Origin of the sequence: Sphingomonas colocasiae (genome assembly GCF_019880585.1) — a bacterium.
Taxonomy (GTDB): domain Bacteria; phylum Pseudomonadota; class Alphaproteobacteria; order Sphingomonadales; family Sphingomonadaceae; genus Sphingobium_A; species Sphingobium_A colocasiae.
Map to the genome: position 1 here is coordinate 379,670 of NZ_JAINVV010000003.1, position 21,122 is coordinate 400,791.

Here is a 21,122-nt window from a genome sequence, read left to right on the forward strand (position 1 = left end):
TCGAAGGGCTCGACACAAACGGGGTTGGGGCAAGCAGGGCCACCTCACCCCTCCCCCCGTTCCAGCCGCGACACGCTCAGGAAATCCTCGGGCGCGACGCGGATGGCAGCGCCGGTCGGGCACGCGCGTACGCAGGCGGGGCCGCCGTCGATCCCCGAGCACATGTCGCACTTGATCGCCTTTTTGGGCCGCTCGACGCCGGGCTTGGCATTGGCATAGGACCAGGCCTTGCCCGGTTCCCCCGGCCCCGGCCCCCGGCCGAAGAACAGCCAGCTCAGCAGGCCGGGTTTCTTCGGCGGCACCGCGTCCATGCGGATCACGCCATAGGGGCAGTTGCGCTGGCAATTGCCGCAGCCGATGCAGGTTTCGTCGATGAACACTTCGCCATCGGGCCCGCGGTGAATGGCGTTGGGCGGGCAATCGGCCATGCAATGCGGATGCTCGCAATGCCGGCAGCTCGTGGGGACATGAAGATGCGCATAGGTGCGCCCCGCCTCGCGATCGAGCCGCGACAGGCCGTCATGGCTGTCGGCGCACGCCTTTTCGCAATTGTCGCAGCCGACGCAGAGATTTTCGTCGATCAGCAGCACGTCGGTCGCCTCGCCCACCCCTTGTTCGACAAGGAAGTTGGAAACCGAGGAATAGAGGTCGACCACCCCTGAGAAACTGTCCTTCTTCGCTTCGATAAAGGCGTTCAGATCCTGGCGCGACGCCATGTCGCGACGGACCTTCTCCAGCAAGGCCGGCTTCTTCGCCATCACCGCGCGGATCGCATCGCCCTTGAGCCTGATCACTTCGGACTTGATCGCGGCCTTGACCGTGGCGGTGCGCCGCCCGCCCGCGATCAGCGACATCTCCCCCACATAGGATCCGGCGGGCAAATAGGAGAGGAAGACCGGCTTGCCGCCGACCTGCTTCTCCACCACCATCGAACCGGAGCGGATGACGAAGATATCGTCGCCCTCCTCGCCCTCCGTGATGACGGGCTTGCCCGCGCTGACCGCGATGATCTCCGCGCTGTCGAGCACCTCGCCCAGATCCTCGCTCGCCAGCCCCGATCCGAACATCTGGAGCAATTGCCGCTCGATCGAGATGCGCGTGATCGCCGCGCGCGCCGCCGGCACCTGGCTTTGCAGCTTGAGCGCGGCCTGGCGCGACACTTCGACGAGGATCGAATCCTCCGCCGCGCGGATCGTCGCGCCACGCCTGCGGCCGGAAATCAGCCCGACCTCTCCGAAGATCGAACCGCAGGCGATCGGCACCGTCACCGACGGATCGGAAGGATTCACCTGAACCAGCACCGATCCGTCGGCGATCGCGAAGAGCGACGATCCCGGCGCGTTGCGTTCGAACACCACCGCGCCGCGCCGATAGAAACGCACCTCGCTGTCGAGCATGAACTCGCGCATCTGGAGCGGGCTCATTGCCTCCAGCACGGTGATGCGCGTCCGCAGGAATTCCAGCCATTCGTCGACGCCGCGCGTACCCGGCAGATCGCGAAAACGGCTTTCCAGGATCGGCTCGTCGGCGGGCTTCAACGTCGTGTTGCCGTTGATGAACTCGACCACGTCATGGCCCTGGTTCATGCAATGCTTGATCAGCGGATAGCCCGCGAGCGCCCCGATCACGAAGATGCCGGGCGTCGTCGTCTCGAATGTCGGCGACAGCACGGGATAGGAGACGCGATCGGCGCTGCTGAATTCGACGCCGGTGCCGGCGACACGGGCGCGTTTGCCCTCCACATCCTCGAACCGGGCGGCGCAATTCTCGACAAAGGCGCGGGGCGGCGCCGATCCCATGCGCGCGATCACCCGGTCGCAGCGCATCGACACTTCGCCGTCGCGCGTGTCGAAACGGATCATGCCCTTGTCGATCGCGGCGGTGGTGGTTTCGCGGCGCACCTGCAACCGGCCGGCGGCCTCCGCCGCGAGCAGCGCCTTGACGTTCGCGTCCTTGGCGGTCGCGAATTCGGCGGACCGGTTGACGATGGTGACGCTGTTGCGCTGTTCCGGATCGGCGGCGAGCCCCAGCGCATTCTCGATTCCGGCATCGCCGGTGCCGAGCACGACGATATGCTCGTCGATATATTCGCCGGGATCGTCGAGCTGATACTGGACAACCGCGCCTTCGCCGACCGGGCAGCGCACGAGATTGGGATTGCCCTGGGTGCCGATGGCGAGCACCACGGTTTCCGCCAGGATGGTATCGTCCTTCGTCGTGGTGATGGTGAAATCGCCGGCCGCCCCGGTGATGGCCTTCACCTCGGCATGGTAGCGGACCTCGATCGCGCCCGCCGCGGCCTGATCGCGCCATACGTCCAGGATGCGTTCGCGCTTGCCCGCTTCGAAAGCCATGTCCGAGCGCAGCACGAGCTGGCTCGGCGTCGCCATCACATGCTTGCCCTTCTGATATTTGAAGATGGTGTCGCTGAGATGGTCGGTCTTTTCGAGCAGGACGTGGCTGATGCCGAGCGCAGCCGCACGCGCGGCAGCGCTCAGGCCCGCAGGCCCCGAACCGACAATGGCGATACGATACCGCCCGGCCACGCGACTGTCCCCCTGTAGCGGACCGCGACGGCCTTTTCGGCACATTGCGCGGACCTTGCGGCGCGAACCCGATAATCCACTCTACCATGTCGGTTGCGGACGGCTAGAGTGGCGGCCGTAAAAAGGGGGACATGATGGACAGCACGCAAATGGGTCGATGGGCGCTGGGCGCGGCAGGCGTGATCACGCTCGCCGCGATCGGCGTCGCGGTCATACGCAAGGACGATGCCCCGCCCCCGGCGCCCGCGCAGCAGGCGCAATCGACCGAAACGCCCGATCAGGCGATCGCCAAGCTCGAAGCGCGGCTGAAGGCCAACCCCCAGGACGTTCAGGGCTGGCAATTGCTCGGCTGGGCGTTCTTCGAAACCGGCCGTTTTCCCGAAGCCGCCACCGCCTATCGCCGCGCGACCGCGCTGGCCCCCGACAAGGCGGATTTATGGTCGGCACTGGGCGAGGCGCTCGCCCTCTCCACCGAGAAGCGCGAATTGCCGAAGGATGCGGCCGACGCCTTCGCCAGGGCGATCGCGCTCGACCCCAAGGACGCCCGCGCGCGCTATTTCCTGGCGGTCGGCAAGGATGTCGCCGGCGATCACAAGGGCGCGCTCGACGCCTGGTTCGCGCTGCTTGCCGACACGCCCGCCGGCGCGCCCTGGGAAGCCGATCTGCGGCGCACGATCGAAGAGGTCGCCGCACGCGAAAAGATCGACGTCGCCGCACGGCTCGCGGCGGTGAAGCCGGCGCCGGCCGCACCGTCGCCATCGGTCGCCACCGCCGCCATTCCCGGCCCGACGCGCGAACAGATGCAGGCGGCCGCGGCCCTGCCCAAGGGTCAGCAGGAGATGATGATCCAGTCGATGGTCGACGGGCTGGAGGCGAAGCTGAAGGCCGATCCCGCCAACCCCAATGGCTGGATCATGCTGATGCGCAGCCGGATGACGCTGGGCGAAACCGCGCGCGCATCCGCGGCGTGGAAATCAGCCATCGCGGCCAATCCCGGTGCCAAGGCACAGATCGACGAAGCGGCGCGGGCGCTGGGAATACCGGGGGGCTGAGCGCTTCCACTTCAGCCCCACATACCGTTCGGTTCGAGCTTGTCGAGAACCTCCCGACACCGCAGCTTCTCGACGGTCGCGTCTCGACAGGCTCGACGCTGCTCGAAGCAAACGGGCCCGGCGCCTAACACTCGACCTTTCGAACATCGATCACCCGATCGATCAGCGCATCGTCCACCGCCACCATCCCGTCGAGCATCAGCACCGCCAGGCCGTGGACAAGCGCCCAGGAGTGTAGCGCGAAAAGCTTCGCCTCCTCCGCGCCGCGTTCCTTGGCGACCAGGCGGACCGCATTGTCGCGCAGCAGCCGCATCGCGTCGTCGGGCGCATTGTCCCAATCGAGCGGATCGCCCTTGGCGGTCGAGAAGATCAGCCGGAACAATCCGGGATTGGCGAGCGCGAAGCGGACATAGGCCCGGCCTGTCGCATTGAAGCCCGCCGCGCCGCCCCCCGCCGCATCGGATGCCGCGATCTGCGCCGCCGCCAGCCGCTCCAGCCCGGCCTGCGCCAATGCCTGGAGGAACGCGCCCTTGTCGGGGAAATGGCGGTAGATGGCGGTCGCGCTCACCCCGACGGCGCGTGCCGCCTCGCGCAGGCCGACATCGTCGGCGCCGCGTTCCTCGATCAGTTTCAGCCCCGCTTCGATCAACGCGGCCCGCAGGTCGCCATGATGATAGCTTTCTCGTTTTGATGTTGACACTGTTATCATTGAGCCCTATGTGAACAGCATCAACATTGGACGAGGAGGTCCTTCATGGCAAGCACCGTCGAAACCGCGATCCGATCCGTGGTCACCAAGGGCATCACCGTACTCGCGGATTATAATCGCAAGCGCATGCCGGCCCCCGACACGCCCAATCCCTATCTGACCGGCATCCATGCACCGATGACCGAGGAATTGACGATCGAGGACCTGCCCGTCACCGGCACGATCCCGGCCGCGCTCGACGGCCGCTATCTGCGGATCGGCCCCAATCCGATCGCGGCGGATCCGGCTTCGCATCACTGGTTCATCGGCGACGGCATGGTCCATGGCCTGCGCATCGAGGGCGGCCATGCCCGCTGGTACCGCAATCGCTGGATCCGCTCGACGCCCGTCGCCGCAGCGCTGGGCGACCCCGCCACCCCAGGCCCGCGCCATGGCCATGGCGATACCGTGAACACCAATATTCTGGGTTTCGCGGGCTCCACCTGGGCGCTCGTCGAGGCCGGCAGCTATCCGGTGCGGCTGGGCGAAACGCTCGACAGCCTGGCCTATGACAATTTCGGCGGCACGCTGGCCGGATCGTTCAGCGCGCATCCGCATCTCGATCCGCTGACCGGCGAAATGCACGCCATCTGCTATGAAGGCGCCGATCAGAATATCGTGCGCCATGTGGTCGTCGGCGCGGACGGCACGGTCATCCGCGAGGAGCCGATCGCGGTGCGCGACGGCCCGTCGATCCACGACTGCGCGATCACCGCGCGCTATGCGATCATCCTCGATCTGCCCGTCACCTTTTCGATGAAGGCGCTGATCGGCGGCCATCCCTTCCCCTATCGCTGGAAGCCCGATCATCGGGCGCGGGTCGGCCTGTTGCCGCGCGATGGCGGCAGCGACGACGTCATCTGGTGCGATGTCGATCCCTGCTATGTCTTCCACCCCGCCAATGCCTATGACCTGCCCGACGGCCGCGTCGTGCTCGACGTCGTCGCGCACGAGACGATGTTCGCCGAGAGCGTGCACGGCCCCGATTCCCCGCGCAGCGCGTTCGAGCGCTGGACGATCGATCCCGCGACGCGGACCGTCGAGCGCCGGGTGGTGGACGCGCGTCCGCAGGAATTCCCGCGCCCCGACGAACGCCGCTTCGGCCAACCCTATCGCTACGCCTATACGATGGCGCTGCCCGAGGATCCGGCGATCAATTTCTCGGGCGGCACGCATCTGATCAAGCATGACCTGGAAGCGGGCACGCGCCAGACCCATGATTTCGGCGAAGGCCGTTTTCCGGGCGAATTCGTCTTCGTGCCCGCCCATGCCGACAGCGCCGAGGATGAAGGCTGGCTGATCGGACTGGTGATCGACCTGCCCAACGAGACCACCGATCTCGCCATTCTCGACGCGCGGGATTTCGAGGGCGCGCCGGTCGCGAGCATCCGCCTGCCCCACCGCGTTCCGCCGGGCTTCCACGGCAATTGGGTGCCGACGCTGGGCTGACACCATTCCGTTGGCTTCGAGCGCAGGGTCGAGCCTGTCGAGAACCGCAGTCGAGACGATGCCGCGCCCAAAGGCTTCTCGACGATCGCGTCTCGGCAGGCTCGACGCTGCTCGAAGCGAACGGAAATACCGGGAAACTTCGGCAGCCAGACTTGCACTATCCCAGCCCCAAGCTTTTCACCCATTGCTTTCCGCACCATATTTCCGCAAGGGAACGCCGCTCTTTCCACCATTCGGACTCGACGATCATGGCCGCCAAATGGGCCCCAGAAAGCTGGACGAAACACGAAGCCCGCCAGCTGCCGACCTATCCCGACGCGACGGCGCTGACCGACGCGACGAAGGCGCTGGGAAGCTATCCCCCGCTCGTCTTTGCAGGCGAGGCGCGCAACCTGACCGCCGAGCTGGCCAAGGTCGCGGAGGGCAAGGCCTTCCTGCTCCAGGGCGGCGATTGCGCCGAGAGCTTCGCCGAGTTCCAGGCCAACAATATCCGCGACACCTTCCGCGTCATCCTGCAGATGGCGGTGGTGCTCACCTATGCCAGCAAGCTGCCGGTGGTGAAGGTGGGGCGCATGGCGGGCCAGTTCGCCAAGCCGCGTTCCGCCGACATGGAGGATATCGGCGGCGTCTCGCTGCCGAGCTATCGCGGCGACATCATCAACGACATCGCATTCGACCCCGCCGGCCGCGTGCCCGATCCGCAGCGCATGATCCGCGCCTACAGCCAGTCGGCCGCGACGCTCAACCTGCTGCGCGCCTTCGCGCAGGGCGGCTATGCCAATCTCCATCAGGTCCATCGCTGGACGCATGATTTCATGGGCCGCAGCCCCTGGGCCAAGAAGTTCGCGGACGTCGCCGACCGGATCAGCGAAGCGCTCGACTTCATGGAAGCGTGCGGCATCAGCCCCGAAACCGTGCCGCAACTGGCGGGCACGCAATTCTACACCAGCCATGAAGCACTGCTGCTGCAATATGAGCAGGCGCTGACCCGGCAGGATTCCTTGACCGGCGACTGGTACGACACCAGCGCGCACATGCTCTGGATCGGCGATCGCACCCGTTTCGAGGGCAGCGCCCATGTCGAGTTCCTGCGCGGCATCGGCAATCCGATCGGCATGAAGTGCGGCCCGAGCCTGGAGCCGGATGCGCTGCTGCGCCTGCTCGACACGCTCAACCCAGCGCGCGAGCCCGGCCGCATCACACTGATCACGCGCTACGGCCATGACAAGATCGAGGCGGGCCTGCCCAAGCTGGTCCGCGCGGTGCTGCGCGAAGGCCATCCGGTGGTGTGGAGCTGCGATCCGATGCACGGCAACGTCATCAAGGCCGCCAATGGCTACAAGACGCGGCCGTTCGAGCGGATCCTGGCCGAGGTTCGCGGCTTCTTCGCGGTGCACCGCGCCGAGGGCAGCTTCGCGGGCGGCATCCATGCCGAGATGACCGGCCAGAACGTCACCGAATGCACCGGCGGCGCCGTCGACGTCACCGAGCAGAGCCTGGCCGATCGCTACCACACCCATTGCGACCCGCGCCTGAATGCCGGCCAGTCGCTGGAAATGGCGTTCCTGCTGGCCGAAATGCTCAATCAGGAACTGAAGGAGCGCCGCAAGGTCGCGGCCTGACCCCCTTTTCCGCATCGGCAGGGCACGGCTATGCCGATGCCTTGCCGATGCGGACTACATGTTGCGAAGCACGGGGAGGCCTTCCCCGCCGGAGCGCATCAGCGCCACACCGAGCAACGCGATCTTTGCGCTGCATTGCTGAGATGCCGAGCCACCGCCATCGAGTGCGGTGATCAGCGTATCGCGATCCATCCCGGCGCGCTCCGCCACGGCATCCACCATTTCGCCCGAAATGGTATAGCCCTCCCTCGCCGGTTCGCCCGATTTCGGCGGACTGCCATCGACCTCCATCAACAGCCGGATCAGCAATGCTTTCTGGCGGTCGCGCAGATTGGATGGGACGAATTCCGCCGGCGCGGTCCCATAACGGAAATACTGGTTGCACAGGTCCGCATCCCGCCGCTTCAGAACCTGGGCCACATCGAGATCCAGCCGGCGCTGTTCGAGGAGCAGAGCCCCTTTCAGCCTTGCCCGCGCGCGGAATGCACGATCCAGAAGCAACGTATCGACAGCCTTGACGAAGGCCTGTCCGCTCACCCTGTTGTCGCGCGCGACACGCCAGTTGACGACCAATATGTCGTAGAGTTCGGTATTGCGCGCCCGGATGGTCTGCAAAGTCAGCGCGCCCGAAAAGATGCTGTCGAGCGCCGCGCCGATTTCAGCATCCTGGGAAACGAATTCATTCTCTACCTGCCTCGGCGGATCCACGGGCAGCGATGGAGGCGGTGGGCTACTGCATCGGGCAAGCGCCATCACCAGTTGAAGCACCAGGAAGCCGCCCACAAAGATCCCGCTGCCGCCCCATGAGGTGGCGGGCGGATCTTCCCACAACGACACGCGATACCAGTCGAAATATCCTTCCAGGCTGGGATAGTCGCGCCGAACCAGCGCCAGCAGTTCCAGAACCTTCCCACGGCGCACCCAGCCGCGCGACGACCCCTCCTTGGCCGGCCTTCGCAATTCCTGCCATGCCTTGTGGAACGGATGCCCCTTGCGCTGGACGGCGTCGAGGAAATCCATCGCCCGCAAACGATCGGTCACATAGGCGATGGCCGGGGTCTGGCTGATCTCGCCCGAACGATCGAGCCAGCCGAAAAACTCGGCCGCCCGCCTCAGGATGGGATCGGACAAGGGGATCGACTTGGCGAGCACTTCGCTGAACCAGCGCTCCGCATCGGCATAGAAGGCGAGTTCCGCCAAACGCGGATCGGCAAGCAGCGCTTCGAAATGAACACCGAGTTGAGCCTGTTCCCGCGGTGTGGGGAATGGCCCCTCCTCGGGCGGAAAAAGCAGCGCGACAAAGGCGTTGTAATCCGCCTCCAGCCCCGGAGGCGCCGACTGGCGCGGAATGCCGACGCCGTCGACGGCCTCATGCCCCGCCAGCAGGGGAACGCCGACGACGATGGCGGCGATGGGATCCGAACGATCCGTCGCCTCACCGATGCGCACCGTCGCCATGGCGCCCAGGATCAAGTCGACCCGGTCATCTTCGGCAGGCGGGCCTGCGGCGATCAGTTCGCCGGAATCATATCCTGTCCGGCCGCCCAGAACCGGCGCGCCCCCCGATGCCGACAGCCGGTCTGTGGCCCCCTCGCCCGACATCGGAGCCGGAGCCACAGCCTGCACGACCGGTGCTTCCCCCGCCGCCGCGTGCCTCAACGCCTCGTCCCGGGCCTCGCGCAGGGCCATGAAAGCATCCGGATCCGCATCGACGTCCAGCGCCTTCAATCGCTGCGCATAAGCACGGCGGATCGCGGCGACCTCGGTCGTCGGAGCGATCCCCAGGGCCTGCCAGATCGGATCAGGCCTCACAGAAACCGCTCGCCCTCAAGCGCATCCAGCACCCGCGCCAGTTCGGCTTGGGCATCCCGGATCAGGCGATCGTCCTGGCTGTCCAGCGCGGCTTCGAAAGTGGTGATCCACTGCCCGACGCGTTCGCGATTTTCGCCGATAAAGCCTTCGTAACACCGCTTGGCGCGTGCCAGCAGCGCCGCGTTCCGCGCGTCTTCGCGGGGGTGAAATTTCAGCGCCGCCAGCGATTCCCGGCGGCGTTCGACCTCGTCTGGCGTCATCGCATCCGCATCGTCGATAATGACCAGATTGCGCTTCAGGCCGGTTGCAGGAACAAGCACATCGACTTCGAGCAGCCCGCTGCTGTCGTAGCTGAAGCGGCATTCGACCGAAATCTGGCCCGCCGGACGCGGCGGCACCGGGATCTTCAGTTCGCCCAGCTTCACATTGGCGGAAACGTCGCGCGCTTCGCCCTGATAGATACCGAACTGGATGGCGCTCTGGCCATCACCGATGGTGCAATAATAGTTCACCCGGCTGATCGGTATCGGAGAGTTGCGTTCGATGATCGGAGAGAAAAGTCCGTAACGGAGGTTTCCGCGCATGTCGCGTTCGGCCTGGTCGACCCCCAGGGTGAAGGGGCAGATGTCGGTCAGGCGGATCTCGTCCAACGCCGCATCGCGCGCGAGCAGCCCGGCCTGCACCGCCGCGCCCAGCGCCACGGCATGATCGGGATGGACCGACGCATTCGGAAAACGGCCGAACATGCGCGTGATCGCGCGCCGAACGATCGGCATGCGGGTGGCCCCGCCGACCAGCACGATCTCGCTCAGCGCTTCGGATGCGATGCCGCTGTCACGCAGCGAACGCAGAACGGGATCGCGCAACTGCGCCATCAGTGTTTCCGCATGGCTTTCGAATTCGGCCGAGCCGATGGTGGCGCTGAAGACCGTGTCGTCATGGGTCAGCGAAAAAACCGCATTGTCCCTGTCGCTGAGTTCGCGGCGCGCCCGCTCCGCGGATACGCGCAGCAATTCACGCAGCGCGATGGGATCGGCGCCATCGAGGCAGCCATCGGGATCGATCCGCCGACGCGCGAGATCGATCAGGCAATCGTTGAAATCCTCGCCGCCCAGCCGATTGTTGCCGGCCGACGCGCGCACCTCGACAATCCCGTCGAACATTTCGACGATCGACACGTCGAACGTGCCGCCGCCCAGATCGAAAACCAGGAACGGCTCCCTTTCCGCCCGTTCATGCACACCGAAGGCCAGCGCGGCCGCAGTCGGCTCGTTGATCAGCCGCTCCACCTTGAGCCCCGCCAGTTCGCCGGCGCGGCGCGTCGCCTTGCGCTGCCTGTCGTTGAAATAGGCGGGAACCGTGATCACCGCGCCCGTCACCGGCTCGCCGAGAAAGGCTTCGGCGTCGTCCTTCAGGCTGCGCAGGATCAGCGCGGACAGATCCTCCGCGCCAAACTCCATCCGGCCAAGGCGTGTCGTCTGGCTGGTTCCGATATAGCGTTTGAAAACGGTCGCGGTATCGCGCGGATGGGTCGACTGCCTCTCCTTGGCGGCGGCGCCGACCAGGATGGTGTCGCCATCGACGATGCTGACGGCCGAAGGCGTCAGATATTCCCCCAAGGCATTGGGAATCAGATGCGACTGGCCGTCCCGCCAGACCGCGACCGCGCTGTTCGTGGTTCCAAGATCGATGCCGACAATCATGCTTCCCCCCTGCCGATCCGAGGTAGCAGAAAGCCATCCGCTTTCCAGCCCGCCCCGGCCGCCGCCCGTTTTCCTGCCCATGCGCGAAATCTCACGCTATACGCTTGCCACAGACACGATAAAGATTGCCGCCGGCGTGCGTGGCAATTGCCCGAAAGGACCGCCATGCCGCAGATCCATCGCTACACCGAAACCGTCGTCAAGACGGGCATCAGCTTCGGATCGGCGCTCGCCATCGCGATCTCGTGGAGCGTCAACAAGTCGATCATCTGGGCGATCATCCACGGCTTCTTCTCGTGGTTCTACGTCGCCTGGTACGCGCTGACGCGCTGAGCAGCGACCGGCTCGTATCGCCTACGGATCGAATTGCCCTGTCCTGCGTCTAGTCTTCAAACCCCTCGGAAGGGCAACGAAGCATGACATCGGACAAATATGGCGGCATTTCGAGACGCGCGGTGCTCGGTGGCAGCGCCGCCGCCTGCGCGGCGCCGGTGGTCGCTTCGGCCGGGGCGCCGGTTCGCGGCGAACGGAGTGGCCGGCCCGGTGCCACGCTGCCCGTCACCTTCAAGGTGAACGGCAAGGAGTTGCATCTCAATCTCGATCCGCGCACCACGCTGCTCGATGCGCTGCGTGAGCATCTGCGGCTGACGGGCACGAAAAAGGGTTGCGATCACGGCCAGTGCGGCGCCTGCACCGTCATCGTCGACGGACGGCGGATCAACAGTTGCCTGACGCTTGCGGTGATGCACGAGGGCGACGATGTCACCACGATCGAAGGCCTGGGCACACCCGAGCGGCTGCATCCGATGCAGCGCGCCTTCGTCATCCATGACGGCTATCAATGCGGCTATTGCACGCCCGGCCAGATCTGCTCGGCCGTCGCGATGCTCGACGAGATCGAGGCGGGCGTCCCCAGCCATGTGACCGAGGATCTTGCCCGCGTCTCCTTTTCGGATGCCGAAGTGCGCGAACGGATGAGCGGCAATATCTGCCGCTGCGCCGCCTATTCCAATATCGTCGCCGCGATCCGCGACGTCGCGGGAGAGAATTCGTGAGGCCCTTCACCTATGAGCGCGCCGCCTCTCCGGCGGCCGCCGCGCGCGCGGCGGCCGCGCATCAGGGCGCCCGCTTCATCGCCGGCGGCACCAACCTGCTCGATTTGATGAAGCTGCAGATCGAAACCCCGGCGCATCTGATCGACGTCAATCCGCTCGGGCTCGATCAGGTGGAGGAGACCGCTCAGGGCGGGCTCCGCATCGGCGCGCTCGTCCGCAACACCGATCTTGCGGCGCATAAGCGCGTGCGCCGCGACTATCCGGTGCTCAGCCGCGCCCTGCTCGCGGGCGCCTCCGCGCAATTGCGGAACAAGGCGACGACCGCGGGCAATCTGCTCCAGCGCACGCGCTGCCCCTATTTCTACGACACCAGCAAACCCTGCAACAAACGCCGCCCCGGCAGTGGCTGCGCGGCGATCAAGGGGTTCAACCGAAACCTGGCGATCCTGGGCACGAGCGAAGCCTGTATCGCGACGCATCCGTCGGACATGGCGGTCGCGATGCGGCTGCTGGACGCGGTGGTGGAAACCGTGGCCCCCGACGGCAGCGCCCGCGCCATCCCGATCGCGAATTTCCACCGCCTGCCCGGCGATACCCCGCATATCGAAACCGCGCTTGTTCCCGGAGAGCTGATCACCGCCGTCACCCTGCCCCGCCCGCTTGGCGGCACCCAGATCTATCGCAAGGTGCGCGACCGGGCATCCTATGCCTTCGCACTGGTGTCCGTAGCGGCGATATTCGGCAAGGACGGCGGGGCGCGTTTCGCGTTCGGCGGTCTGGCGCCACGCCCCTGGCGGATCGATGCGGCCGATGCGGTCGCGCGGAACGGGCCAGATGCCGTGGCCGATATCGCGCTGGCGGGCGCGACGACAACCCCGCTCAACGGCTTCAAGACCGATCTGACGCGCCGGACGCTGGCGGCGCTTTATGCGGAACGGGAGGCACGGAAATGAAGTTCGATCGCCCCGCAACCGCCAACCCCATCGATCGCGGCCGCGTGGTCGGCATCCCGCACGATCGCATCGACGGCCCGGCCAAGGTGACGGGCAGCGCGCCCTATGCCTATGAACGCCATGATGTCGCGCCCAATGCCGCCTATGGCTGGATGGTCGGCTCCGCGATCGCGAAGGGCAGCATCAGATCGATCGACACGCGCGACGCCGAGGCGGCGGCGGGCGTGCTCGCCGTCATCACCCACAAGAATGCGGGGCCGCTCGGCAAGGGCCGGATGAACACGGCGCATCTGCTCGGCGGCCCCAGGATCGAGCATTATGACCAGGCGCTCGCGGTGGTCGTCGCCGAGACGCTGGAACAGGCGCGCGACGCGGCCAGGCTGGTCAGGATCGACTATGCCCGCGAGGACGGCCGCTTCGACCTGAAGGCCGAAAAGAACAAGGCGGTTCCGCCCAAGAGCGATCCCGACACCGGCGCGGGCGATTTCGCCACCGCCTTTCCCAAGGCGGCGGTCCGGATCGACCAGACCTATACCACGCCGGATCACAGCCATGCGATGATGGAACCGCACGCGACGACCGCGGCATGGACGGGCGGCAAGCTGACGGTGTGGACCGCGAACCAGATGATCGCCTGGGCCGTCAGGGAACTGGCGCTCACCTTCAGGATGAAGGCAGAGGACATCCATGTCATGTCCCCCTATATCGGCGGCGGTTTCGGGGCGAAGCTGTTCCTGCGCGCCGATGCCGTGCTGGCCGCGCTGGGCGCACACGCCGTCGGCCGGCCAGTGAAGGTCGCGCTGGCACGACCACAGATTCCCAACAACACCACGCATCGCCCCGCCACCATCCAGCGCATCCGGATCGGTGCGAGCAAGGATGGCGTGATCGACGCGATCGGCCATGAAGTCTGGTCCGGCGATCTGCCCGGCGGCGGACCGGAAGTCGCGGCGCAGCAGACACGACTGCTCTATCGCGGCGTCAACCGGATGACGGCGCATCGCCTGGCGACGCTGGACCTGCCGGAGGGCAATGCGATGCGCGCGCCGGGCGAAGCGGTCGGCCTGCTCGCGCTGGAAGTCGCGATGGACGAACTGGCGGAGGCCTGCGGCGTCGATCCCGTCGAACTTCGCATCCGCAACGACGTCCAATATGATCCGGAGAAGGGCCCGGAGCGCCCCTTTTCGAGCCGGAAATTCGTCGAATGCCTGCGCCAGGGCGCGGATCGTTTCGGCTGGTCGCGGCGCAAGGCCGTGCCCGGCCAGGTGCGCGACGGCCGCTGGCTGGTCGGCATGGGCATGGCGTCGGCCTTTCGCAACAACCTCGTCCAGACGTCGGGCGCGCGGGTCAGCGTCGATGGCCAGGGCCGCGTCGTGGTCGAAACCGACATGACCGATATCGGCACCGGCAGCTATACCGTGATCGCGCAGACCGCCGCCGAGATGCTCGGCGTGCCGCTGTCCGACGTCACGGTCCGGCTGGGCGACAGCCATTATCCGGAATCGGCGGGATCGGGCGGGCAATGGGGCGCGAACAGCGCCACCGCCGGGGTCTATGCCGCCTGCGCCGCACTGCGCGGCAAGCTGGCGCAGCAGGCGGGCTTCAATGCCGAGGATGCGGTTTTCGAAGGCCGGGCGATCCGATCGGCCGGCCGGACGATCCCGCTGAAGGATGCCGCCGGCCGCCGGGGCACCAGCGCCGAAGACAAGATCGAATTCGGCGACCTGACCGAACGCTATGCGCAAGGGACCTTCGGCGCGCATTTCTGCGAGGTCGGCGTCGACATGTTCACGGGCGAGACGCGGGTGCGGCGCATGGGCGGCGCCTTTGCCGCAGGCCGCATCCTCAATCCGAAATCGGCGCGCAACCAGGTGATCGGCGCCATGGCGATGGGCGTCGGCGCGGCGCTGATGGAGGAACTGACGGTCGACACGCGCTTCGGCTATTTCGTCAATCACGACATGGCCGAATATCATGTGCCCGTTCATGCCGACATTCCCGAGCAGGATGTGCTGTTCATCGAGGAACTCGACGACAAATCCTCACCCATGAAGGCCAAGGGCGTCGGCGAACTCGGCATATGCGGCGCGGGCGCGGCGGTCGCCAATGCGATCTACAATGCCTGCGGTGTCCGCATCCGCGACTATCCGCTGACGCTGGACAAGATCATCGGCGGCATGGCGGAGAAAAGAGCCTGAAAAGGGCAAAGACACCGGTCCACGGTGATGCGGGGACCCAAATCATCGCGCACGCGTTCGAACGAAGCCGCAAGGGAACGCAGCCGATATGATCGGCCGCTTCCGCGGCATGGACAGGAGCAGGACATGAAGCCATTCGCATTGCTTGCGACGATCGCACTTCTCGGCGGCACCGGCATCGCAGCGGCGCAGCAGCCCCAGCATCATCGCCCGCCGCCGCGCCCGCCGCTTCCCGGCCCCAATCCTGGCCACAATCCTGGCCAAGGCCCCGGCGGAAGCTGGACGACGATCGGCCACACCACCGTCGGCGCCGGCCGCGACCGCGACGTGATCCGGGTGCGCGGCAATGATCGCCATCGCCAGATCCGCGTCTGTGCGCTCAACCGCTCCATCGAGATGCGCGATCTGGACGTCCGTTTCGCCAATGGCGGACGTCAGGATATCCGCGTGCGCCAGATCATCAGAGCGGGAAGCTGCACGGCCCCCAGGGATCTGAATGGCCGGCGGCGCAACATGCAGAGCGTCCAGATTGTTTATTCGCGGATTCGCGGCATCCTGCCCGTCGTCCGCATCCAGGCGCGCTGATCCCGGATCGCCGGATCATTCATAGGCGAAGACCGCCGACGAATATTCGAGCCGGATCGCGGCGATGCGATCCCCCCCGGCGCCCGCTCGCCACGGGCGTCGCAAGGGTTGCACGCGCCCGTGATTGCCGATCACCCGGCCATCGTCCTGCGTCACGATCTCGTCCATCGCCGCCCATTCCAGTTCCGCGAAGCGCAGATAGACGGGCGGACGGAGCGGATAGTCGGTCACGGAAACCATGCTGCCCAGCGTCGTCATGTCGAACAATGCCCGCGCAAAGGCGAAGGGCAGCCTGATGCAGCCATGCGAAGCCGGATAACCGGGGTTCCAGCCGGCATGGAGCGCGATGCCGTCCCAGGTGAGCCGCTGCATGAAGGGCATCGGCGCATTGCTGTAGAGATTGGAGCGATGCCACTTGGCCTTTTGCAGGATGCGGAAATCGCCGAGCGGCGTCTCCTTGCCCGGCTTGCCTGTCGAGATGCTCGAAACGCCGATCAGCGTATCGCCACGATAGACATAGATTCGCTGGAGCGCGATGCTGATGCCGATCGTCAGCGGCGAATCGTCGGGGATGGCGGCATTCCACAGAAATTCGCCCGGCTGCAGCGAAGCCGCGGCGCGATGCAGCCGCGCCCCGGCATCGATCGGCTGTGCACCGCCCATCGCGGGCAAGGCGCACAGCCAGGCCGTCAGCATCAGCGAAACAGCCGCCAGGGCGCTCCGGGAGAACGGGACTCGGGCCATGACCGCAGCATTTCATCGCGGGGGGCGGACCGCAAGACATGGTTAACAAAAGCCTGAACGGATCGTCGCATCCGCGCCCGACCCTTCCCCACCCGATCGATCATGACGGATTATCGACATATGGTGTCACGGCCGCCCTTGACGGAATCATCCGCCGGGCATAGGGACGCCGCTCGCGCACCGCGGCCCCTTCGTCTAGCGGTCTAGGACGTCGCCCTCTCACGGCGAAAACACGGGTTCGAGTCCCGTAGGGGTCACCAGGCTTTTCGACTGCCTGGTCCATTCAGCGCCGGGACAGATCCAAGCATCAACGAGATGTCGTCCATGGCCAGCCATGGTCCGGCTTGGGCGATATGTTCGATTATCGGCCTTTCGGCGCAATTCGCCCCCGCATTGCAGACCACGCGCCGACTATGATGCGCCCCCTTGCGGCGGCTCCGGCCGGCCACATTGTTTCCATGGCAATATTTGGCGGCGGCCTGACGCACGAACCGGTCCGCCGGGCGCTGATGTCTGGCGGGCGGGCGCGTTCATGCTAGGCGGCGCGGACTGTTTCGGGAGGGTTTTGATGCGGTTCGGGCCTGGAAGATATTTGATCGGTGGCGCTGTGTTCGCGATCGCGCTGGCCGGGCCGGCGCGGGCCGAAGAGGATATCCAGGCCTGGGGTGCGATCGCGGCATCGGGCACGGTCAGCGGCAACCTGTTCCTGTGGCTCGAGGGGCAGAGCCGGATCACCGACGAGATCGGCGGCGGCAGCCAGATCATCCTGCGACCGGCGATCGGTGCGCGCATCGGCAGCGACGCGCACGCGGTGGCGGGCTATGCCTATGTCCGCACGGCCCCCGCATCCGGGGCCGTGACGCATGAGCATCGGCCCTGGCAACAGGTCCAGTTCGTGCCCGTCCGCCATGCGAACGGCATGCCGTTCATCATCAGCCGGACACGGCTGGAGCAGCGCATGATCGAGAACCGGACAGGCACCGGCTGGCGACTGCGCCAGTTCGTACGAGTGCAGCTGCCGGTGGCCAAGGACGGCAAAATCCAGGCGGTCGCGTTCACCGAAGGCTTTTTCAATCTCAACACGACCAGCTGGGGCATGCGCGACGGCGTCGACCAGTGGCGCACATTCATGGGCATGGGCTTTCCGGTGACCGGGCGCGCACGGCTGGAGCCGGGCTATCTCAACCAGCGCATCTTCCGCGCCGGCGAAGACCGCACGAACCATGTGCTCAGCGCGACGATGTTCGTGCGGCTTTAGGCGAACGCGACCCGATGGCGCCGGCGCTGCCTGGGGACGCGGTGGCGGCCGAACTGCCGCCGCGCCGCCAGGCGGCGCTTGTCGCGCGCTTCCGCGACCGGGTGGAGCAGCGCTTCAGTCGGCCGCTCACCGCTCGCATTCCGACGGAGCGCGAGCGGCGGCGGAAATGGCGGGCCGTGAAGCTACTTCTGCCAGGCCCAGACATGCCCCCATTCGCTGGGCCTGCAATGCGCGGTCGGCACCCAGGTCGCGGGATCGATCACCAGCGGATCGCAACCGATCTCGAGATCGAAGCCCGCCGGGCTCTGCATGTAGAAGCCGAAGGTCCTGTCGTTGACATGGCAACCGAGCGTCGCGCTTTCGGGCACATTCGCCTGTCGCATGCGATCATGGCAGCGGCCGACATCGAGCTGCGTCTTCATCTCCAGCATGATGTGGACACAGCCCGAGGGCGGCTGAGGAATGTCGCCGAGCGCCACCGAATGATGCCGGCCGTTATCGGCATGCATGAAGGTGAAGCCCATGCCCGGATCGGCGGGATCCTCGCTGAAGCGGAAGCGCGCGACATCGGTGTCGCCGAACCCGATTGCCTCGTAGAACCCATGGGTCTCGTCGAAGGCCGGGGCCGCGAACACGACATGGCCCATGCCCATGTCGCCGGTGACGAAGCCGCTGACCCCGGCCGGCGAGACGAAGGCAACCGTATCCCGCCGGTCGCCATGGAAGAATTCGAGCCCATTGCCTGACGGATCGCTCGTGCGGAAAAAGGCGGAGACGCCGCGCGCGCGCGCCTCCTCCGCCGAGCCATCGGCGACCGGACGCCCCGCCGCCGCAACCTTGCCGCGCAATAGCGCCAGTTCGCCCGCATCGCCCACTTCATAACCCGCCAGCACCAGCCGGTCGGCCGTTCCAGGCTCGATCCAGAAGCGGAATGGCCGATCGTCGATGCGATAGAGCGATATGCCGGCAAGCCCTCCGGCGCCCCGCATCGCGCCGACGATCCCGGTCAGATAATCGTCCCATGCATCGCTCCTGGTCGTTTCGATGACGACATATCCAAGCGCCTTGATCCCCATCCTCACCATCTCCTTGCCGATCGATCCTGGGGTGGCGCCCCGCCCCTCCCTGCCCGCCGGGCCGGCAGCGCCAGCACGACGGTGGACGGATGCGCCACCCGGCTCGCGCGATCCGGCAAATGCGGAATCGCAGCAGCCACGAACGGCACATATCGAAAATCTTGCCCTTTCAAAATCAAAAAATGCGCAATAGTTATCACTCATACTACGAATCATTCGGCAAACGACGTCCGACCTGAGAGGATCGCGCAAATGGCAACAGCAGCTTCGACGCAACCGGATATCCAGAGCCCGCCTTCAGCCGAGGAGCTGATCGAAAGAGCACGCGCGATGGCGCCCGCGATCAGGGCACGCGCGCGCCGCGCGGTCGCCGAAGGAGACGTGCCGGCGGAGACCATCGCGGACATGCGCGAGGCGGGATTCTTCCGCATTCTCCAGCCCCGGCGCTGGGGCGGCTATGAAATGCATCCGAACGTCTTCTACGCGGTCCAGAAGATCCTTGCCGAAGCCTGCATGTCGACGGGCTGGATCTATGGCGTGCTCGGCTGCCATCCCTATCAACTGGCGCTGTTCGCAGACAAAGCCCAGCGTGAGGTGTGGGAAGACGATCCCGACATGCTCGTCTCCTCCACCTATCAGCCGGTCGGCAAGGTCGAGAAGGTCGAGGGCGGTTTCCGCCTGTCGGGCCGCTGGGGTTTCTCCTCCGGATCCTCGCACTGCGGTTGGGTCCTGCTCGGCTCGCTCCATTTTCCCGAGAACAGTCCACCCGATCTGCGGACCTTCCTGCTGCCCGCGCAGGACTATCGGGTGATCAAGGGCACATGGGAGGTGTTCGGCCTGCAGGGCACCGGCAGCTTCGATATCGTGGTCGAGGACGCGTTCGTCCCCGAATATCGCACACATCGGTCGATCGACGGCTTTGCCGGCACGAACCCGGGGCAGATCGAGAATGACGGTCCGCTGTATCGCCTGCCCTGGGCGCAGATATTCGTGCGCGCGGTTTCGACCGCGGCGATGGGCAGCGCCCGCGCCGCGATCAATGCCGGCATCGAGATCATGAACAGCCGGGTCTCCACCAATACCGGCAAGGCGGCAAAGGCCGATCCCCTGCTTCACGCAGCCCTTGCCCGCGCCGTCGCCGAACTGGAGGAGATGGAACTGACGCACGAGGCGAGCTTCGAGGAAATGATGCGCCATGCCGCATCCGGCGCGACGATCCCGATGGCGCGGCGCGCGCTCTTCGCCTATCAGTCCGCAACCGTCGTGCGGCGGCTGGGCGATCTGGTCGAGGATATCGTGAAGCTGCTCGGCAGTCGCGCCGTCTATATGTCCAGCCCGATCGTGCAGCCCTGGCTGGATCTGAAGGCCGCGCGCGCGCATGTCGCCAACGATCCCGGCAACCGCACCGCCGATGTGCTCGCCACCATGGCCGGCGACATGCCTGCCTTCAATTATCTCTAGTCGGTCAGGAGACGACATAGTGATCGAGACCACCCATCGCGTCGCCGGCGGTTACGATATCCATATCAAGGAGATCGGAACCGGCCCGGCCATCATCTTCATCCACGGCAGCGGCCCCGGCGCCTCCGGCATCTCCAACTTCCGGGCCAATGCCGATGCCTTCGTCGCGGCGGGCTACCGCGTCATCCTGCCCGACATGATCGGCTATGGCGCGTCGTCCAAGCCCGAGGGTGTGGATTACACCCTGGCGCTGTTCGCCGGCACGCTGCGCGCGGCGCTGGCGGCCCATGGCGTGGAGCGCGCAACACTGGTCGGCAATTCGCTGGGCGGCGGCGTCGCGCTGCAGATCGCACTCGACGACCCCGGCTTTGTCGACCGGCTGATCCTCATGGCGCCCGGTTGCGTTGCGCCTTTCGACGCCTATGCCACGATGCCGGGCATCGCGAAGATGCGATCGGGTTTCGGCGGCCCGGATTTCGACCTGGCCGAACAGAAAAGGCTGGTCTCGAATCTCGTCCATCCCGATTTCGCATCGCGCATATCCGACGCACTCGTCGCCGAACGCTTCGCCGTCGCGCGCACCCAGCCCAAGGATGTGCTGACGCGGATGCGTACGCCCGATCTCAGCCCCAGGCTGGGCGAAGTCAGCCATCCGATGCTGGTGCTCTGGGGCCTGAACGACGAATTCTGCCCGGAAGCGCATAGCCGGCTGTTCCTGGAGCGTTGCCCGGATGTCCGCACGATCAGCTTCGCGCGCACCGGCCATTGGGTGCAGGTGGAACGCGCGGAGGAGTTCAACCGCTATTCGATCGCCTTTCTCGGAAACGTCTGAGAGTCGGTTCCACCTCTCCGGGAATATG

17 protein-coding genes and 1 tRNA gene are annotated in these 21,122 nt (G+C 66.1%); 12 read left to right on the forward strand and 6 right to left on the reverse strand.

Annotation, left to right across the window (positions count from 1 at the left end; genetic code table 11):
• Positions 1-44 precede the first annotated feature (44 nt).
• Entirely contained in the window at positions 45-2,546 is a 2,502-nt protein-coding gene (locus tag K7G82_RS05415) for a cyclic nucleotide-binding domain-containing protein (protein WP_425517247.1), read from the reverse strand.
• A gap of 134 nt (positions 2,547-2,680) precedes the next feature.
• Here K7G82_RS05415 and K7G82_RS05420 point away from each other — a divergent pair, with 134 nt between their 5' ends.
• On the forward strand, positions 2,681-3,598 hold the full coding sequence (locus K7G82_RS05420; protein WP_246623286.1) for a tetratricopeptide repeat protein: 918 nt from the start codon (positions 2,681-2,683) through the stop codon (positions 3,596-3,598).
• 124 nt (positions 3,599-3,722) lie between these two features.
• Here the strand turns inward: K7G82_RS05420 and K7G82_RS05425 are convergent, their stop codons facing one another.
• Positions 3,723-4,307, reverse strand: a complete 585-nt coding sequence (locus tag K7G82_RS05425) for a TetR/AcrR family transcriptional regulator (RefSeq protein WP_222988812.1) — start codon at positions 4,305-4,307, stop codon at positions 3,723-3,725.
• A 45-nt stretch (positions 4,308-4,352) separates the two neighbouring features.
• Between K7G82_RS05425 and K7G82_RS05430 the strand changes: the two genes are divergently transcribed.
• Both K7G82_RS05430 and K7G82_RS05435 read left to right on the forward strand, forming a co-directional pair.
• The gene (locus K7G82_RS05430) at positions 4,353-5,795 is read left to right on the forward strand and encodes an 8'-apo-carotenoid 13,14-cleaving dioxygenase (protein WP_246623287.1); all 1,443 of its coding nucleotides are present in this window, start codon (positions 4,353-4,355) and stop codon (positions 5,793-5,795) included.
• 248 nt (positions 5,796-6,043) lie between these two features.
• Positions 6,044-7,417 (forward strand): class II 3-deoxy-7-phosphoheptulonate synthase, encoded by a 1,374-nt coding sequence (locus K7G82_RS05435; RefSeq protein ID WP_222988813.1) that lies wholly within the window; start codon positions 6,044-6,046, stop codon positions 7,415-7,417.
• A gap of 54 nt (positions 7,418-7,471) precedes the next feature.
• Here K7G82_RS05435 and K7G82_RS05440 read toward each other — a convergent pair whose 3' ends face one another.
• Together K7G82_RS05440 and K7G82_RS05445 are read right to left on the reverse strand one after the other, a co-directional pair.
• Positions 7,472-9,229 (reverse strand): hypothetical protein, encoded by a 1,758-nt coding sequence (locus tag K7G82_RS05440; protein WP_222988814.1) that lies wholly within the window; start codon positions 9,227-9,229, stop codon positions 7,472-7,474.
• A complete protein-coding gene (locus tag K7G82_RS05445) occupies positions 9,226-10,932 on the reverse strand; it encodes an Hsp70 family protein (protein ID WP_222988815.1) in 1,707 nt (568 codons plus the stop codon). The genes K7G82_RS05440 and K7G82_RS05445 overlap by 4 nt, the downstream gene beginning before the upstream one ends.
• A gap of 165 nt (positions 10,933-11,097) precedes the next feature.
• Between K7G82_RS05445 and K7G82_RS05450 the strand changes: the two genes are divergently transcribed.
• The 5 genes from K7G82_RS05450 to K7G82_RS05470 all read left to right on the forward strand — a co-directional run bounded on the left by K7G82_RS05450 (position 11,098) and on the right by K7G82_RS05470 (position 15,723).
• Positions 11,098-11,265 carry a hypothetical protein gene (locus K7G82_RS05450; protein ID WP_222988816.1) on the forward strand — a complete coding sequence of 56 codons (168 nt, stop codon included), beginning with the start codon at positions 11,098-11,100 and terminating at the stop codon, positions 11,263-11,265.
• An 83-nt stretch (positions 11,266-11,348) separates the two neighbouring features.
• On the forward strand, positions 11,349-11,987 hold the full coding sequence (gene paoA, locus K7G82_RS05455; protein ID WP_222988817.1) for an aldehyde dehydrogenase iron-sulfur subunit PaoA: 639 nt from the start codon (positions 11,349-11,351) through the stop codon (positions 11,985-11,987).
• On the forward strand, positions 11,984-12,940 hold the full coding sequence (locus K7G82_RS05460) for an FAD binding domain-containing protein (RefSeq protein ID WP_222988818.1): 957 nt from the start codon (positions 11,984-11,986) through the stop codon (positions 12,938-12,940). Before paoA ends, K7G82_RS05460 begins: the two co-directional genes overlap by 4 nt.
• Positions 12,937-15,138: an aldehyde oxidoreductase molybdenum-binding subunit PaoC gene (gene paoC / locus K7G82_RS05465; protein WP_222988819.1), complete on the forward strand. Its 2,202-nt coding sequence runs from the start codon at positions 12,937-12,939 to the stop codon at positions 15,136-15,138. The genes K7G82_RS05460 and paoC overlap by 4 nt, the downstream gene beginning before the upstream one ends.
• A gap of 126 nt (positions 15,139-15,264) precedes the next feature.
• Positions 15,265-15,723 (forward strand): hypothetical protein, encoded by a 459-nt coding sequence (locus K7G82_RS05470; protein ID WP_222988820.1) that lies wholly within the window; start codon positions 15,265-15,267, stop codon positions 15,721-15,723.
• A 15-nt stretch (positions 15,724-15,738) separates the two neighbouring features.
• Here K7G82_RS05470 and K7G82_RS05475 read toward each other — a convergent pair whose 3' ends face one another.
• Positions 15,739-16,467 carry a L,D-transpeptidase family protein gene (locus K7G82_RS05475; RefSeq protein ID WP_222988821.1) on the reverse strand — a complete coding sequence of 243 codons (729 nt, stop codon included), beginning with the start codon at positions 16,465-16,467 and terminating at the stop codon, positions 15,739-15,741.
• A 184-nt stretch (positions 16,468-16,651) separates the two neighbouring features.
• Between K7G82_RS05475 and K7G82_RS05480 the strand changes: the two genes are divergently transcribed.
• Positions 16,652-16,727 (forward strand) — tRNA-Glu (locus K7G82_RS05480).
• 332 nt (positions 16,728-17,059) lie between these two features.
• Positions 17,060-17,725, forward strand: a complete 666-nt coding sequence (locus K7G82_RS05485) for a DUF2490 domain-containing protein (RefSeq protein ID WP_222988822.1) — start codon at positions 17,060-17,062, stop codon at positions 17,723-17,725.
• 182 nt (positions 17,726-17,907) lie between these two features.
• On the opposite strand, the gene K7G82_RS05490 is transcribed toward K7G82_RS05485, so the two are convergent.
• Positions 17,908-18,801: a VOC family protein gene (locus K7G82_RS05490; RefSeq protein ID WP_222988823.1), complete on the reverse strand. Its 894-nt coding sequence runs from the start codon at positions 18,799-18,801 to the stop codon at positions 17,908-17,910.
• 252 nt (positions 18,802-19,053) lie between these two features.
• Here K7G82_RS05490 and K7G82_RS05495 point away from each other — a divergent pair, with 252 nt between their 5' ends.
• Together K7G82_RS05495 and K7G82_RS05500 are read left to right on the forward strand one after the other, a co-directional pair.
• Positions 19,054-20,262 carry an acyl-CoA dehydrogenase family protein gene (locus tag K7G82_RS05495; RefSeq protein ID WP_222988824.1) on the forward strand — a complete coding sequence of 403 codons (1,209 nt, stop codon included), beginning with the start codon at positions 19,054-19,056 and terminating at the stop codon, positions 20,260-20,262.
• Positions 20,263-20,281: 19 nt separating this feature from the next.
• A complete protein-coding gene (locus tag K7G82_RS05500) occupies positions 20,282-21,094 on the forward strand; it encodes an alpha/beta fold hydrolase (protein ID WP_343228531.1) in 813 nt (270 codons plus the stop codon).
• The last annotated feature ends 28 nt before the right edge of the window (positions 21,095-21,122 follow it).

Excerpts from the sequence above, each read along its gene's own strand:
- K7G82_RS05495 (WP_222988824.1), top strand. The coding sequence starts at position 19,054 with ATGGCAACAGCAGCTTCGACGCAACCGGATATCCAGAGCCCGCCTTCA.
- K7G82_RS05475 (WP_222988821.1), bottom strand. The coding sequence starts at position 16,467 with ATGGCCCGAGTCCCGTTCTCCCGGAGCGCCCTGGCGGCTGTTTCGCTG.
- K7G82_RS05420 (WP_246623286.1), top strand. The coding sequence starts at position 2,681 with ATGGACAGCACGCAAATGGGTCGATGGGCGCTGGGCGCGGCAGGCGTG.
- paoA (WP_222988817.1), top strand. The coding sequence starts at position 11,349 with ATGACATCGGACAAATATGGCGGCATTTCGAGACGCGCGGTGCTCGGT.
- K7G82_RS05445 (WP_222988815.1), bottom strand. The coding sequence starts at position 10,932 with ATGATTGTCGGCATCGATCTTGGAACCACGAACAGCGCGGTCGCGGTC.
- K7G82_RS05450 (WP_222988816.1), top strand. The coding sequence starts at position 11,098 with ATGCCGCAGATCCATCGCTACACCGAAACCGTCGTCAAGACGGGCATC.
- K7G82_RS05470 (WP_222988820.1), top strand. The coding sequence starts at position 15,265 with ATGAAGCCATTCGCATTGCTTGCGACGATCGCACTTCTCGGCGGCACC.
- K7G82_RS05430 (WP_246623287.1), top strand. The coding sequence starts at position 4,353 with ATGGCAAGCACCGTCGAAACCGCGATCCGATCCGTGGTCACCAAGGGC.
- K7G82_RS05425 (WP_222988812.1), bottom strand. The coding sequence starts at position 4,307 with ATGATAACAGTGTCAACATCAAAACGAGAAAGCTATCATCATGGCGAC.
- K7G82_RS05435 (WP_222988813.1), top strand. The coding sequence starts at position 6,044 with ATGGCCGCCAAATGGGCCCCAGAAAGCTGGACGAAACACGAAGCCCGC.
- K7G82_RS05490 (WP_222988823.1), bottom strand. The coding sequence starts at position 18,801 with ATGGGGATCAAGGCGCTTGGATATGTCGTCATCGAAACGACCAGGAGC.
- paoC (WP_222988819.1), top strand. The coding sequence starts at position 12,937 with ATGAAGTTCGATCGCCCCGCAACCGCCAACCCCATCGATCGCGGCCGC.